Here is a 13,918-nt window from a genome sequence, read left to right as displayed (position 1 = left end):
TTTTAATCGCATTGGGCTTGGTAAGTTTTAATGTTTACGCCAATGGATGTGGCGGAGAATACCAAGCTGCCACGGGAACCTGCCGTATCATAGACGGAAGCGGTCGGCAAATTTTATACAATGTGCCGCCTCCCAAATCAGGCAACAGTACTCCGCCTCCAAAGAAAATTATCTACCACGACGTGAAAGTTCCTTCTAAATTTGGGGCTATTGCCATTAATGAGAAAGCGGGTGCTGTCGCTGCATCGTCCAATATGTCTTCGATTGCTGAAGCTAAGCGTGAAGCAATTAGACTATGTGAAAGCAATGGGCGATATGCTCCTTGTCGGGATAATGGCTGGGTCAGAAACGGCTGTATTGCCGCTGCTTCGGGTAAGAAATCATCAAAATTTCAGTTGTTTAATGGGATAGGTGAGCGTGGCGAGGCTGAGCGTCTTGCGATAAATCATTGTAATAAAGCCAAAGCCTCCGAATGTCAGATTATTGTTCCCGAGACATGTTCTCTACCCTAAATTTCGTACTATGAATAAAGGTCGTCTGAAAACAAAATTTCAGACGACCTTTTTGCTTTAAGCAATGTAATGCAACCGTTCGGGCAGGGCTTTGCGCTTATGCCCGCTTATTCGTACTCGGGGTAGAGCGGCATGGTGCCGGCTTCTTCAAAGGTTGAGTGTGCTTTGACTTCTTGAAGGCGGCGGCCGATGCGGCGGGTGACGGCTTCGGCTTCGTTTTGGTGGTCTATGGTCAGACCGGGAACGGTTTTGCCGAAAAGTTCGGCATCGAGCAGGCGCTCGGCGTGGATGCCGGGGCGGTAGTTGTGTCTGACGGCGGGATCGCGTTCTTCAAAGAGGTAGCCGACGACGCTGTTGCGGGTCAGGGCGATGCCGAGTGCGGCATCTTCGCCGCCGAAGATTCGGAAGAGTTCGTCTTGCGGAAAGCCGCCGCAGGCGAGAAAGATGCTGCGGCGGAATACGGTGTTGCCGCCGACAGTCATTTGCAGCCGTTCCCATGCGGTGGGAAATTGCGGGTGGTTGAGGTAGTGTTCGGGAAAGCCGATCGGGCGCAGTTTGAGGCGGACCAGGCTGAGGTAGGAATAGGCTTCCAAACCGAGGTAGGCGGCGTTGAGGACGTTGTTTTCATAGACGTCGTCGGCATCGAGGAAGGCGATGAAATCGGCTTGGCTTTGCATGGCGCCCCAGTTGCGGGCTTTGGCTGCGCCGCCGTTTTCGAGCATGTATTCGCAGCGGACTTTGGGATGGATGGCGGCGAGGTCGCTCATGATGAGGCGTGTGTCGTCGAAGGAGGCATCGTCAACCAGCCAGACGTTTTCGACGGCGGGTTGGGAAACGGCGCTTTCGACAGCCGCCTGAAGGGTGGTGGCGGAGTTGTAGCAGGGGATGATGACGTCTAGTGTGGGTCTCATAATGTGATGCTTTGGGGCGTGTGTTGATGTTGAAAGGCCGCTGCGGGCGATGCGGAGGCAGCGGGGTGATGTTGAAATTCGGGGATAAGCCGAAAGGGTGTTGCGTTAAGTGGTGGGAAAGGTCGTCTGAAAACGGTATTTAGGTTTTCAGACGACCTTTTGGTATTGCCTGATGCGGATTACAACACTTTCACGATGCTTTCGCACAGGTAGTCGATGTTGTCATCGGTAATGCCGGCGACGTTGATGCGGCCGGAGCGCACGGCGTAGATGGCGAATTCGTTTTTCAGGCGGTCGACTTGTTCGGGCGTGAGGCCGCTGAAGGAGAACATGCCGTTTTGTTCGATGATGAAGTCGAAGTCCTGAGCTGCGCCTTTGGCTTTGAGCAGTTCGACGAATTTTTGGCGCATGGCTTTGATGCGGCCGCGCATTTCGTCGAGTTCGGCAATCCATCGGGCTTTCAAATCCGCGTCTTTCAACACTAGGGCGATGGTGTTCGCGCCGTGGGAGGCGGGATTGGAGTAGAGGGTACGGATGATGGTTTTGACTTGGCTGTGGGCGCGGGCGGCGGTTGCTTCGTCTTCTGCGACTAAGGTGAATGCGCCGACGCGTTCGTTGTACATGCCGAAGTTTTTGGAATAGGAGCTGGCGATGAGCAATTCTTTGTTGTATTTCAAGAAGGTGCGCAAGCCGTATGCGTCTTCTTCGAGTCCGTTGCCGAAGCCTTGATAGGCGAAGTCAAACAGGGGCAGCCAGCCTTTTTCGGCAGAGAGTTTGGCGAGGGTTTCCCATTGTTCGGGCGTGGGGTCGATGCCGGTGGGGTTGTGGCAGCAGCCGTGCAAGAGGACGACGTCGCCTTTTTGCGCTTGGTTCAGGTCTTCAATCATGCCGTCCCAGTCTAGGCCGTGTTTGGCGGCATCGTAGTAGCGGTAGGGTTTGTCTTGGATGCCGACGGCTTTGAAGATGGCGTTGTGGTTGGGCCAGGTGGGGTTGGAAATCCAGACGGTTTGTGCGTTCAACTGGCGTTTGGCGAACTCGGCGGCAATACGCAACGCGCCTGTGCCGCCGAGGCTTTGGGCGGTTTTGGCGCGGCGGCTGGTGATGATTTCGTGGTCTGCGCCAAAGAGGAGGATTTGGGTTTGCTCGTTGTAGTCGGCAACGCCGTCGATGGTGAGGTAGTTTTTGGTGGTTTCGCTCTCGAGCAGGCGTTTTTCGGCTTCTTTGACGGCTTTGACGATGGGGGTCGCGCCGGATGCGTCTTTATAAACGCCGATGCCGAGGTTGACTTTTTCGGGACGGGTTTCGGCTTTGAATGCTTCGCCCAAGCCTAAGATGGGGTCGGCGGGGGCGGCTTCGATGTGCTTGAAGAACATGATTTCTCGCTTTGAAAAAAATGAAGGGACGGGATATTTCCTTTGGGATTTTACGCTGTTTCAGGTCGTCTGAAAATGAATGCGGCAGGTTTTGCGCAAATGGTTTACATCATGCCTTTGATACCGGCGAGGATGATGCCGTAGCGCAGGATTTTTCCGGTCAGGAGCATGAGTGCGGAGGTGTAGGGATTGAGCCTGAGCCAGCCTGCGGCAATGGGCAGCGCGTCGCCGATGACGGGCAGCCAGGCAAACAAAAGGGGCAGGGTGCCCCAGCGTTGGAGCAGGCGCAGGGTCTTTTCAGACGACCTTTTTTTGGACGGAATCAGCCGCCCCATCCAATAGGAAACCATGCTGCCCAAGCCGTTTGCTAGTCCGGCGCACAACCACGCGCCGTATGCCTGTTCGGGATAGGTGTAGATAAACGCGGCGAAGGCGGCTTCGGACGTGCCGGGCAGGATGGTGGCGGAGGTAAAGGCGGAGGCGGCGAGTCCGAGATAGGCGTAAATGAGGGGCATGGCGGATAAGTTTGCGTCAGGTCAAAGGTCGTCTGAAATAAGATTTTAAGTCGTTTGCGGGTAGGTTAATTGTAAAATTCAGACGGATTCTGTCTATAAAAATGCGTTATCGGACAGAATCTTGCTGAAACTCTATGTAGTCGGCGTGTTTTCAGTGTTTGCAAGAATGGCAAAAGCCAGTATGATTCAGCCCGTTATTAACGGATATTAACTGTTTATACGGTCAATTCCAATAAATCGAAAGGCAAATCATGTCTACGCCATCACAACAAAACCATAACCCCGCGCTGGTCGTCCTGACCACGCTCTTCTTCATGATGGGTTTCATCACCTGCATGAACGACATCTTGATTCCGCATCTGAAAGACATTTTCACGCTGACCAATGTTCAGGCGATGCTGGTTCAGTTCTGCTTCTTTACCGCCTATGCCATCATGTCAATTCCGATGGGTCATCTCGTCGGTAAAATCGGCTATAAAAACGGCGTCATCGGCGGCTTTTTGCTGACCGCCGTCGGATGCTTGTTGTTTTATCCCGCCGCAGAAAGCCTATCTTACCCGACTTTCTTGGGCGCGCTTTTCATTCTTGCTTCAGGCGTCACCCTGTTGCAGGTTGCGGGTAATCCGTATGTGACCCTGCTGGCGAAACCGGGCAAAGAGTCAGTGACATTGACTTTGGTGCAGGCATTCAATTCATTGGGTACGACGATTGCTCCGAAAATCGGTTCATATCTCATTTTTGCCGATGCGGCTCAGAAAGCCAGCAAAGCCGAGCAAATCGCCTCCGTCCAAATCCCTTATTTGGGTTTGGCGGGATTTTTGATCCTCCTCGCCGTTTTCGTAAAAATGATCCGTCTGCCCGATGCGCGCAAAATTGCCGTTGAGGAAAGCGAACACAATCACGACGGCAAAAGCAGCGTGTGGCAATACAAACACCTTATTCTCGGTGTGGTCGGCATTTTCTGCTACGTTGGTGCGGAAGTATCCATCGGCTCTTTCATGGTCAATATTTTGGGCTTTCTGAAAGGATTGAATCATGCCAAAGCTGCAGACATGCTGGCGTTATACTGGGGCGGTGCCATGGTCGGACGCTTCCTCGGTTCGGCGGTGATGGCTCGAGTCGCGCCGAACCGCTACCTTGCCTTTAATGCCTCAGTTGCCACTGCCTTGCTCGTCATTGCCATCATGGTTGGTAAAGGCAATGCCGACATCGCCATGTGGGCGTTGATTGCCATCGGTTTTTTCAACTCCATCATGTTCCCGACCATCTTCTCGCTGGCAACCAAAAACCTCGGTAAATTCACCAATTCTGCTTCGGGTATTCTTTGTACCGCCATCGTTGGCGGCGCGCTGATTCCTGTTTTGCAAGGTAAGATTGCTGATGATTTCGGTATGATGATTTCTTATGTTGCACCTGCCGTGTGCTACCTCTACATCGTCTTCTTTGCGCTTAAAGGTTATAAAGCCGACGAGTAAGCGTTGACTGGATAAAAGGTCGTCTGAAAACTTGGAAATCAGGTTTTCAGACGATTTTTTTGCTTTGCGGCGGACTTTTAAACCTGATCCGTTCAAACCGAGGTCGTCTGAAAATACGGCAACAGATTTTAACCGGAGCTTAAGCCCGTTTTCAAAAGACAAAATGCGTCCGCAATACGGTCTGACTGACTTATGGCATAATGCTAGCGGCAAAAATACAGGAGGCCCTCATGTCGAAAATCATCTTATTACACGGACTGCACATGCACTCTTGGGTGATGAAACCTTTAGCGGATATGCTGGCAAAGCAGGGCTTTGACGTTGCCCTGTTCGGTTATTACAGCGTCTGGCACACCATGCCGCAGCACACGCAGGCATTGGCGGAATTTGTTGAAAAACACGATACGGGCGAGCCTCTGCATTTTGCCGGACATAGTCTGGGCGGGCTGGTGTTGCGCCACTTTGCCGCCGCCCATCCCGAAAAAATTACCGGCCGCATCGTTACCTTCGGCACGCCCCACCAAGGCAGCCGGGCTGCGCAAAGGGTGTTCCGGCTCGGATTGAAAACCCCCGTACTCGGCGGCGCTTATCGCGATGCGCTTGACGGCGGCACGCCCGATTTGCCCGAACATATCGAATTGGGCAGCATCGCCGGCAACAAGCCGCTCGGGCTGGGGCGCGTATTGGGCTTGCACGGCGAACACGACGGTACGGTTTTGGTCAGCGAAACCCGCTGTCCGAATATGCGCGACCACGTTATCTTACCCGTCAGCCACAGCGGTATGCTGTTTAAACACATTACCGCCGAGCAGACCGCAACATTTTTGCGCGAGGGGCAGTTTAATCATAATAAAAAGAAATAATACGTCTTTATTTTGAAAATAAGGATATTTTATTTCAAAAAATCAAATTTAAAACCATATCGCATCAACTAAAATCCGTTATTACATTCATAAAAAATCACGGGGTCGTCTGAAAAGCGGTTTTTCAGACGACCCCGTGTGCTAAACTTCGTTAAATACATACAAAACAGGCAAAGCAATATGTTTGCATTCAAATCACTGCTCGATATGCCGCGCAAAGAAGCCCTTGCCGTCGTTGCGGCGTTAATCGGGGCGATGGGTTACACCATCATTTCGCTGGGCTGGCTGCCCCATATGTCCATCATTGCCGCCATTACCGTCCTCATCCTTTACGGTCTCGCGCGCGGGTTGAAATATAACGATATGCAAAAAGGCATGGTCGGCGCGGTGGGGCAGGGCATGGGCGCGATTTACCTGTTTTTCTTCATCGGACTGATGGTCAGCGCGCTGATGATGAGCGGCGCGATTCCGACGCTGATGTATTACGGTTTCGGGCTGATTTCCCCCACTTATTTCTATTTCTCCGCCTTTGCGCTCTGTTCCGTCATCGGCGTATCCATTGGCAGCAGTTTGACCACTTGCGCCACCGTCGGCGTTGCCTTTATGGGCATGGCGGCGGCGTTTCATGCCGATTTGGCGATGACGGCGGGCGCGATTGTTTCCGGCGCGTTCTTCGGCGACAAAATGTCCCCGCTCTCAGATACCACGGGCATTTCCGCCTCCATCGTCGGCATTGATTTGTTCGAGCACATCAAAAACATGATGTACACCACCATTCCTGCGTGGCTCATCAGCGCGGCATTGATGCTGTGGCTCTTGCCCAATGTTGCCGCCCACGATTTGAACAGTGTCGAATCCTTCCGCAGCCAGCTCGAAGCGACGGGCTTGGTGCACGGCTATTCGCTGATTCCGTTTGCGCTGTTGGTCGTGTTGGCGCTGTTGCGCATTAACGCCGTTGTCGCCATGCTCTTTACCATCCTCGCCGCGCTTGCGGTAACTTATTTCCACAGCACGCCCGACTTGAACCAGCTCGGCGCATGGTTTTACGGCGGCTACAAACTCGAAGGCGAAGCGTTTCAAGACATCGCCAAACTCATTTCGCGCGGCGGTTTGGAAAGCATGTTCTTCACGCAAACCATCGTGATTCTCGGTATGAGTTTGGGCGGATTATTGTTTACGCTCGGCGTGATTCCGTCGCTGTTGGACGCCATCCGCGCGTTCCTGACTACCGCCGGACGTGCCACCTTCAGCGTTGCCGCCACTTCGGTCGGCGTCAATTTCCTCATCGGCGAACAATATTTGAGTATTTTGCTTTCCGGCGAAACCTTCAAACCCGTGTACGACAAGCTCGGACTGCATTCGCGCAACCTTTCGCGCACGCTGGAAGACGCGGGTACGGTCATCAATCCGCTCGTTCCGTGGAGCGTCTGCGGCGTGTTCATCAGCCACGCCCTCGGCGTACCCGTTTGGGAATACCTGCCTTATGCCTTCTTCTGCTATCTGAGCCTGATTTTGACGCTGCTGTTCGGCTGGACAGGTCTGACGTTGAGCAAGAAAGAAACCGCGTAAAGCAGCGGGATAGAAAGGTCGTCTGAAAACCTTCGGCATAGGTTTTCAGACGACCTTTTGCGTTATAATCGGGCAAACGATAAAGACACACACAAATCCTACCCGTACCCCCATGAACAAACAGATCCGCCAAGAAATTTTCGAGCGTTTCCGCGCTGCCAATCCCCATCCGACCACCGAGCTTCATTTCAATTCCCCCTTCGAGCTTTTGATTGCCGTTTTGCTGTCGGCTCAGGCGACCGACGTGGGCGTGAATAAGGCGACGGCAAAGCTGTTTCCGGTTGCCAATACGCCGCAGGCGATGTTGGATTTGGGTTTGGACGGCGTAATGGAATACACGAAAACCATCGGGCTTTATAAAACCAAGTCCAAACACATCATGCAGACTTGCCGCATCCTGCTGGAAAAATACAACGGCGAAGTGCCGGAAGACCGCGAGGCTTTGGAATCGTTGCCGGGCGTGGGGCGCAAGACGGCAAACGTGGTGTTGAACACGGCGTTCGGCCATCCCGTCATGGCGGTTGATACGCATATCTTCAGGGTGTCCAACCGTACCAAAATCGCGCCGGGCAAGGATGTGCGCGAGGTGGAAGACAAGCTGATGCGCTTTGTGCCGAAAGAGTTTTTGATGGATGCGCACCATTGGTTGATTCTGCACGGACGCTACACCTGCAAGGCGCAGAAGCCGCAATGCGGGAAGTGCATCATTAATGATTTGTGCGAGTATGACGCGAAGTTGATGTAAACATTGATAAATTGTAAACAATCAACAAAACAACCTTTCTATCAGGTTAAAATTTCTGACGGCATTTTTTTATTTAAAATGAAATGCTTGAAAAAATATGGGCAAAAGGTAAAATTCGACCTTATCGGGTTGGAAAACGATAAAAGTTTCAGACGACCCCCCTGTTTTTAAGATGCAAGAACACAATCCGTTATTCGGAAAAGGAAACGCGGTGCGCGAAAAAATGAACAAATACAGATACTTTGCTTTGGTAACGGCTTCTGCGCTGGCCTTGGGCGGCTGTGACAAAATCAGCAGCTTCTTCGGCGGCGACAGTAAAAGCGAAGAATTCGTACAAAGAATCGAACCTTCCAAAGATAACGGCAGCGTCGGCATGCTGCTGCCCGATTTCGCACAATTGGTGCAAAACGAAGGCCAGGCGGTGGTCAATATCCAAGCTTCTCCCGCGAGACGCTCCGCAGGCAGCGGGCAGTCTGAAGAGCAGGGCATGGATTTAAGCCAATTCCCTGACAACGACCCGTTTTACGAGTTTTTCAAACGCCTTGTCCCGAATATGCCCGATATGCCGGAAGACCAATCTGCCGACGAGGATTTGAACTTCGGCTCCGGCTTCATCATCAGTAAAGACGGCTATATCCTGACCAATACCCACGTCGTTGCCGGCATGGGCAATATCAAAGTCCTGCTCAACGACAAACGCGAATACACCGCCAAGCTGATCGGATCGGATACGCAATCCGATGTCGCGCTGCTGAAGATTGACGCTTCGGAAGAATTGCCCGTCGTCAAAATCGGCAATCCGAAAGATTTGAAACCGGGCGAATGGGTTGCCGCCATCGGTGCGCCGTTCGGCTTTGACAACAGCGTTACTTCAGGCATCGTGTCCGCCAAAGGACGCAGCCTGCCGAACGAAAGCTACACGCCTTTCATCCAAACCGACGTTGCCATCAATCCGGGTAACTCCGGCGGCCCGCTGTTTAACCTGAAAGGTCAGGTGGTCGGCATCAACTCCCAAATTTACAGCCGCAGCGGCGGATTTATGGGCATTTCCTTCGCGATTCCGATTGATGTGGCGATGAACGTTGCCGAGCAGTTGAAAACCAGCGGTAAGGTTCAGCGCGGTCAGTTGGGCGTGATTATTCAGGAAGTATCTTACGATCTGGCGAAATCGTTCGGCTTGGATAAAGCCAGCGGCGCGTTGATTGCCAAAGTGATGCCGAACAGCCCTGCCATGCAGGCAGGATTGCAAGTGGGCGACATCGTTCGCAGCGTCAACGGCGAAGAAGTGCGCGTGTCCAGCGATTTGCCGGTCATGGTCGGCTCGATGCTGCCGGGTAAGGAAGTTTCGCTGGAAGTATGGCGCAAAGGCGAGAAGATTAATGTGAAAGTCAAACTCGGCAGCATGGCGGAGCAGAACGAAACGTCTTCTCGCGCTACCGAGCAGCCGCAGCAGGCAAATCCGGCGGACGGCTTTACCGTCGATAATACGGGACTGACCCTGCGCGTCGATGAAGGTGCAGGCAAAAGCCGCCTGATTGTTTCCCGCGTCAGCGGCGCGGCGGAACGAGCCGGACTCAAACGCGGCGACGAAATCCTCGCCGTCAGCCAAATCAGCGTCAACGACGAATCAAGCTTCCGCAGCGCGTTGGCAGGTGCGGGCAAAAATGTGCCGCTGCTGGTTCAGCGCGACGGCAATACGCTTTTCCTCGCCCTGACCCTGCAATAAGGTGCAACGCAAGCGCCATTCAATGATAGAATACCCGCCATCCTAAGGTGGCGGGTATTTTGTAATTTTAGCAACTGATTGATTTGTTTGTTTTTTGATGGTTTTGCTCTTTTGGCTTTGTCAACAATCGCATTCAAAGGTCGTCTGAAAACGTTCCGCTCCGATTGACTTCCTATTAATAAAAATATTATGCACCTGATTGATTATTCACATTCGTTTTTATCCGTCGTGCCGCCGTTTTTGGCATTGGCGCTTGCCGTCATCACCCGCCGCGTGCTGCTGTCTTTGGGCATCGGTATCTTGGTCGGCGTTGCCTTTTTGGTCGGCGGCAGCCCGATTGACGGACTGACACACCTGAAAGACATGGTGGTCGGACTGGCTTGGGCAGACGGCGATTGGTCGCTGGGAAAACCTAAAATCCTGATTTTCTTGTTGTTGCTCGGTATTTTCACTTCTCTTTTAACCTTTTCGGGCAGCAATCAGGCGTTTGCCGATTGGGCGAAGCAACACATCAAAGGGCGGCGCGGCGCAAAAATGCTGACTGCCTGTCTCGTATTCGTTACCTTTATCGACGACTATTTCCACAGTCTCGCCGTCGGCGCGATTGCCCGCCCCGTTACCGACAAATTCAAAGTTTCCCGCGCCAAACTGGCGTATATCCTTGACTCTACCGCTGCGCCGATGTGCGTACTGATGCCGGTTTCAAGCTGGGGCGCATCGATTATCGCCACGCTGGCAGGTCTGCTCGTTACCTACCACATCACCGGATACACGCCGATGGGTGTGTTCGTCGCCATGAGCCTGATGAATTATTACGCCCTGTTCGCCCTGGTCATGGTGTTTGTCGTCGCTTGGTTTTCTTTCGACATCGGCTCGATGGCGCGCCTTGAAAAAGCGGCATTGCAGGAAACCCATGACGAATCCGCCGGCTTTGACGGCCCTAAAGGCAGGGTTTACGCGCTGATTATCCCTGTTTTGGTGTTGATCGCATCCACCGTTTCCGCCATGATTTACACAGGCGCGCAGGCAAGCGAAACTTTCAGCATTTTGGGCGCGTTTGAAAATACCGATGTAAATACCTCGCTGGTGTTCGGCGGTACTTGCGGCGTACTCGCCGTCGTCCTCTGCACGCTCGGCACCATCAAGGCCGCCGACTATCCCAAAGCCGTCCGTCAGGGCATATCTTCGATGTTCGGCGCGATTACCATCCTGATTCTTGCCTGGCTCATCAGCACCGTCGTCAGCGAAATGCACACCGGCGACTACCTCTCCACGCTGGTTGCAGATAACATCCATCCCGGCTTCCTGCCCGTCATCCTCTTCCTGCTTGCCAGCGTGATGGCGTTCGCCACAGGCACAAGCTGGGGCACGTTCGGCATTATGCTGCCGATTGCCGCCGCGATGGCGGTTAAAGTCGATGCATCGTTGGTTATCCCGTGTATGTCCGCCGTGATGGCTGGCGCGGTGTGCGGCGACCACTGTTCGCCCATTTCCGACACCACCATCCTGTCTTCCACCGGCGCGCATTGCAACCACATCGACCACGTTACATCGCAACTGCCTTACGCCCTGACCGTCGCAGGCGCGGCAGCGGCAGGCTACCTCGTGTTGGGTATGACGCAATCGGCTTGGCTGGGCTTTTTTGCCACCGGCGTCGTCATGACCGCCCTCATCTTCATACTGAAAGACAAAAAAGGCAAAGCTGCCTGATGTGTTTTCCCGTTTTCAGACGACCTTCGATACTTTAAGGTCGTCTGAAAACATTTTAAGGAATCCAAAAATGAACGCTCCCCATTCCATCCCGCGCGGCCCCGTTATGGCAGACGTCGCCGCCTACTGTCTGACCGAAGAAGAAAAACAACGCTTGCTCGACCCGTCTATCGGCGGCGTGATTCTGTTCCGCCGCAACTTCCAAAGCGTCGGGCAGCTCAAAGCCCTGGTTCAAGAAATCAAAGCACTGCGCACGCCTGAACTCATCATCGCCGTCGATCACGAAGGCGGCAGGGTGCAACGCTTCATCGAAGGCTTCACCCGACTACCCGCCATGAACACTTTAGGGCAGATTTGGGACGCCGAAGGCGAAGCCGCCGCCAAAGAAAAAGCCGAGCAGGTCGGCTGGGTATTGGCGACGGAGCTGACCGCCTGCGGCATAGACCTCTCCTTCACGCCCGTCCTCGACCTCGACTGGGGAACATGTCCCGTCATCGGCAACCGCAGTTTCCACCACAACGCCGACACCGTAACCCAGCTCGCCCTTGCCCTGCAAAAAGGTCTGAATCGAGGCGGCATGAAATCCTGCGGCAAACATTTCCCCGGACACGGATTCGTCGAAGGCGACAGCCATTTGGTGCAACCCGAAGACACGCGCAGCCTTGCCGAACTCGAAGCCGCCGACATGATTCCGTTCCGCGCCTTAAGCAGCGCAGGCATGGCGGCGGTCATGCCCGCCCACGTCGTTTACCCGCAAATTGACGGCAAGCCCGCCGGTTTCTCCGAAAAATGGCTCAAACAAATCCTGCGCCAAGACATCGGATTTAAAGGCGTTATCTTTTCAGACGACCTCACTATGGAAGGCGCAGGCGCAGCGGGCGGCATCAAAGAACGTGCAAACGCTTCCTTTACAGCAGGCTGCGACATCGTCCTCGTCTGCAACCGTCCCGACCTCGTGGACGAACTGCGCGACGGCTTCCAAATCCCCGTCAATCCCTATTTGGCAAACCGCTGGCAATACATGGCGAACACATTGGGCAAGGAAGCCGCCCAAGCCGTGATGCAGACGCCCGATTTCCAAGCCGCCCAAGCCATGACCGCGCAACTTGCCACGCCTAAAGACACCGCCGGCGGCGTGAAAGTCGGCGAAGCGTTTTAAAGGCGTTTGATTTAGAAAACATGAAAGAAGGTCGTCTGAAAAGCTGAATTTGGCTTTTGAACTGCACCCCAAAAGTTGGACATCCCCTCCAACTCACAAGGTGCAGTTTTTTTATGAGCAAATATACATTACACTTCAAATACCAAGCCGTACTCCACTACCTGCATATACGCAGCCAGCAGCGTACCGCAGACCACTACGGCATTTCCCGAACCCACCTGAGACGATGGATACGCGCCTATCAAGAAGGCGGTATCGGCGCACTCGAACATCCCCAATCCAAAACCATGCCCCAACACCGCAAAAACCCCTTCATCGCAGATAAACCCGACCAAGAAAAAACACAGGCAGAGCTTATCGAAGAGTTGTGCTATATGCGCGCAGAGGTCGCCTACCTAAAGGAGTTAAAAGCCCTCAGCCAAAAACAGACCGAAAAGGACAAAGCCAAACCGTCCAAACACTGAGGGCGCAACACCCGCTCAAATACCTGCTGCACATCGCAAACCTGCCCAAAAGCAGCTTTTACTACCACCACCAAGACCGACCCGACCCCGACGAAGCCGACAAAGCCCTCCTCGTCGAAACCTACCGGCGGCATAAAGGACGCTACGGACAAAGGCGCATTGCCGCCGCATTGGGTTGGAACCGCAAAAAAGCGGCGCGGTTGATGAAGCAGTTGGAACTGAAATCCCTCATTCGGGCGAAAAAAGCCTACCGCCATCCCGCTATGGGCGAAATATCGGAAAACCTCCTCAAACGCCGGTTCAAAGCCCGAAAGCCCAACGAAAAATGGCTGACCGACGTTACCGAACTCAAAGGAAAGGACGGCAAACTGTACCTTTCGCCGATATTGGACCTGTTCAACCGCGAAATCATCGCCTACGCCATGAGCCGCAGAGCCGACAGCGAAATGGTGAAGGAAATGCTCGAAAAAGCCGCCCCCCGTCTGACTGCTAAAGGAACGATGCTTCATTCCGACCAAGGTGTGCTGTACCGTACGGCGGGGTATAGGGAATTGCTTGCGGAGCATTCCATGGTTCAAAGCATGTCGCGTAAGGCGAACTGTTGGGACAATGCGCCGATGGAGAGTTTCTTTGCGGTGTTGAAGACGGAGTGTTTCTATAACGCAGGTGAATTGACGGTAGATGAATTGATGAAGCAGATAGATGACTATATGGATTACTACAACCGGGAGCGTTGCAGTTTGAAATTGAAAAAGCTGAGTCCTGTCGCATACAGAACCCAGCTTGCACAGAGCGCCTGAATAGGCTTTTATGAGTGTCCAAGATTTGGGGGCCAGTTCATTTTTCAGACGACCTTTTGTCCGTTTATAGTGGATTAACTTTAAACCAGTACGGCG

13 protein-coding genes are annotated in these 13,918 nt (G+C 53.4%); 10 read left to right on the top strand and 3 right to left on the bottom strand.

Annotated elements, in window-relative coordinates:
• On the top strand, positions 1 to 512 hold a 512-nt coding region (locus HMPREF3050_RS13380), incomplete at its 5' end, for a DUF4189 domain-containing protein (protein ID WP_094113334.1).
• A gap of 107 nt (positions 513 to 619) precedes the next feature.
• Here HMPREF3050_RS13380 and HMPREF3050_RS05455 read toward each other — a convergent pair.
• The 3 genes from HMPREF3050_RS05455 to HMPREF3050_RS05445 all read right to left on the bottom strand — a co-directional run bounded on the left by HMPREF3050_RS05455 (position 620) and on the right by HMPREF3050_RS05445 (position 3,311).
• Positions 620 to 1,423, bottom strand: coding sequence for a glycosyltransferase family 2 protein (locus HMPREF3050_RS05455; RefSeq protein ID WP_070773903.1), 804 nt, complete (start codon positions 1,421 to 1,423; stop codon positions 620 to 622).
• A 179-nt stretch (positions 1,424 to 1,602) separates the two neighbouring features.
• Positions 1,603 to 2,796, bottom strand: coding sequence for an amino acid aminotransferase (locus tag HMPREF3050_RS05450; protein WP_070773902.1), 1,194 nt, complete (start codon positions 2,794 to 2,796; stop codon positions 1,603 to 1,605).
• Between the two features lie 104 nt (positions 2,797 to 2,900).
• The gene (locus HMPREF3050_RS05445) at positions 2,901 to 3,311 is read right to left on the bottom strand and encodes a YqaA family protein (protein WP_060975330.1); all 411 of its coding nucleotides are present in this window, start codon (positions 3,309 to 3,311) and stop codon (positions 2,901 to 2,903) included.
• A gap of 251 nt (positions 3,312 to 3,562) precedes the next feature.
• Here HMPREF3050_RS05445 and HMPREF3050_RS05440 point away from each other — a divergent pair, with 251 nt between their 5' ends.
• The 9 genes from HMPREF3050_RS05440 (at position 3,563) to HMPREF3050_RS05400 (ending at position 13,822) form a co-directional block, all read left to right on the top strand.
• Positions 3,563 to 4,786: a sugar MFS transporter gene (locus HMPREF3050_RS05440; RefSeq protein WP_070773900.1), complete on the top strand. Its 1,224-nt coding sequence runs from the start codon at positions 3,563 to 3,565 to the stop codon at positions 4,784 to 4,786.
• Between the two features lie 230 nt (positions 4,787 to 5,016).
• Entirely contained in the window at positions 5,017 to 5,649 is a 633-nt protein-coding gene (locus HMPREF3050_RS05435; protein ID WP_070773898.1) for an alpha/beta fold hydrolase, read from the top strand.
• 180 nt (positions 5,650 to 5,829) lie between these two features.
• A complete protein-coding gene (gene nhaC / locus HMPREF3050_RS05430) occupies positions 5,830 to 7,218 on the top strand; it encodes a Na+/H+ antiporter NhaC (RefSeq protein ID WP_003758210.1) in 1,389 nt (462 codons plus the stop codon).
• A gap of 112 nt (positions 7,219 to 7,330) precedes the next feature.
• Positions 7,331 to 7,963 (top strand): endonuclease III, encoded by a 633-nt coding sequence (gene nth, locus HMPREF3050_RS05425; protein ID WP_070773896.1) that lies wholly within the window; start codon positions 7,331 to 7,333, stop codon positions 7,961 to 7,963.
• 223 nt (positions 7,964 to 8,186) lie between these two features.
• A complete protein-coding gene (locus HMPREF3050_RS05420; RefSeq protein ID WP_168166260.1) occupies positions 8,187 to 9,689 on the top strand; it encodes a DegQ family serine endoprotease in 1,503 nt (500 codons plus the stop codon).
• A 189-nt stretch (positions 9,690 to 9,878) separates the two neighbouring features.
• On the top strand, positions 9,879 to 11,399 hold the full coding sequence (locus HMPREF3050_RS05415) for a Na+/H+ antiporter NhaC family protein (protein WP_070773893.1): 1,521 nt from the start codon (positions 9,879 to 9,881) through the stop codon (positions 11,397 to 11,399).
• Positions 11,400 to 11,469: 70 nt separating this feature from the next.
• Positions 11,470 to 12,558 (top strand): beta-N-acetylhexosaminidase, encoded by a 1,089-nt coding sequence (nagZ, locus tag HMPREF3050_RS05410; protein WP_070773891.1) that lies wholly within the window; start codon positions 11,470 to 11,472, stop codon positions 12,556 to 12,558.
• 113 nt (positions 12,559 to 12,671) lie between these two features.
• The gene (locus HMPREF3050_RS05405) at positions 12,672 to 13,022 is read left to right on the top strand and encodes a helix-turn-helix domain-containing protein (protein ID WP_003756443.1); all 351 of its coding nucleotides are present in this window, start codon (positions 12,672 to 12,674) and stop codon (positions 13,020 to 13,022) included.
• Entirely contained in the window at positions 12,926 to 13,822 is an 897-nt protein-coding gene (locus tag HMPREF3050_RS05400) for an IS3 family transposase (protein WP_070773889.1), read from the top strand. The genes HMPREF3050_RS05405 and HMPREF3050_RS05400 overlap by 97 nt, the downstream gene beginning before the upstream one ends.
• The last annotated feature ends 96 nt before the right edge of the window (positions 13,823 to 13,918 follow it).

Origin of the sequence: Neisseria sp. HMSC065D04, from assembly GCF_001815675.1 — a bacterium.
Lineage (GTDB): Bacteria > Pseudomonadota > Gammaproteobacteria > Burkholderiales > Neisseriaceae > Neisseria.
This window is presented reverse-complemented; position numbering and strand designations above follow the sequence as displayed.

Bases quoted from the DNA above. Each gene is read 5' to 3' on its own strand.
- HMPREF3050_RS05455 (WP_070773903.1), bottom strand. From the start codon at position 1,423: ATGAGACCCACACTAGACGTCATCATCCCCTGCTACAACTCCGCCACC.
- HMPREF3050_RS05450 (WP_070773902.1), bottom strand. From the start codon at position 2,796: ATGTTCTTCAAGCACATCGAAGCCGCCCCCGCCGACCCCATCTTAGGC.
- HMPREF3050_RS05445 (WP_060975330.1), bottom strand. From the start codon at position 3,311: ATGCCCCTCATTTACGCCTATCTCGGACTCGCCGCCTCCGCCTTTACC.
- HMPREF3050_RS05440 (WP_070773900.1), top strand. From the start codon at position 3,563: ATGTCTACGCCATCACAACAAAACCATAACCCCGCGCTGGTCGTCCTG.
- HMPREF3050_RS05435 (WP_070773898.1), top strand. From the start codon at position 5,017: ATGTCGAAAATCATCTTATTACACGGACTGCACATGCACTCTTGGGTG.
- nhaC (WP_003758210.1), top strand. From the start codon at position 5,830: ATGTTTGCATTCAAATCACTGCTCGATATGCCGCGCAAAGAAGCCCTT.
- nth (WP_070773896.1), top strand. From the start codon at position 7,331: ATGAACAAACAGATCCGCCAAGAAATTTTCGAGCGTTTCCGCGCTGCC.
- HMPREF3050_RS05420 (WP_168166260.1), top strand. From the start codon at position 8,187: ATGAACAAATACAGATACTTTGCTTTGGTAACGGCTTCTGCGCTGGCC.
- HMPREF3050_RS05415 (WP_070773893.1), top strand. From the start codon at position 9,879: ATGCACCTGATTGATTATTCACATTCGTTTTTATCCGTCGTGCCGCCG.
- nagZ (WP_070773891.1), top strand. From the start codon at position 11,470: ATGAACGCTCCCCATTCCATCCCGCGCGGCCCCGTTATGGCAGACGTC.
- HMPREF3050_RS05405 (WP_003756443.1), top strand. From the start codon at position 12,672: ATGAGCAAATATACATTACACTTCAAATACCAAGCCGTACTCCACTAC.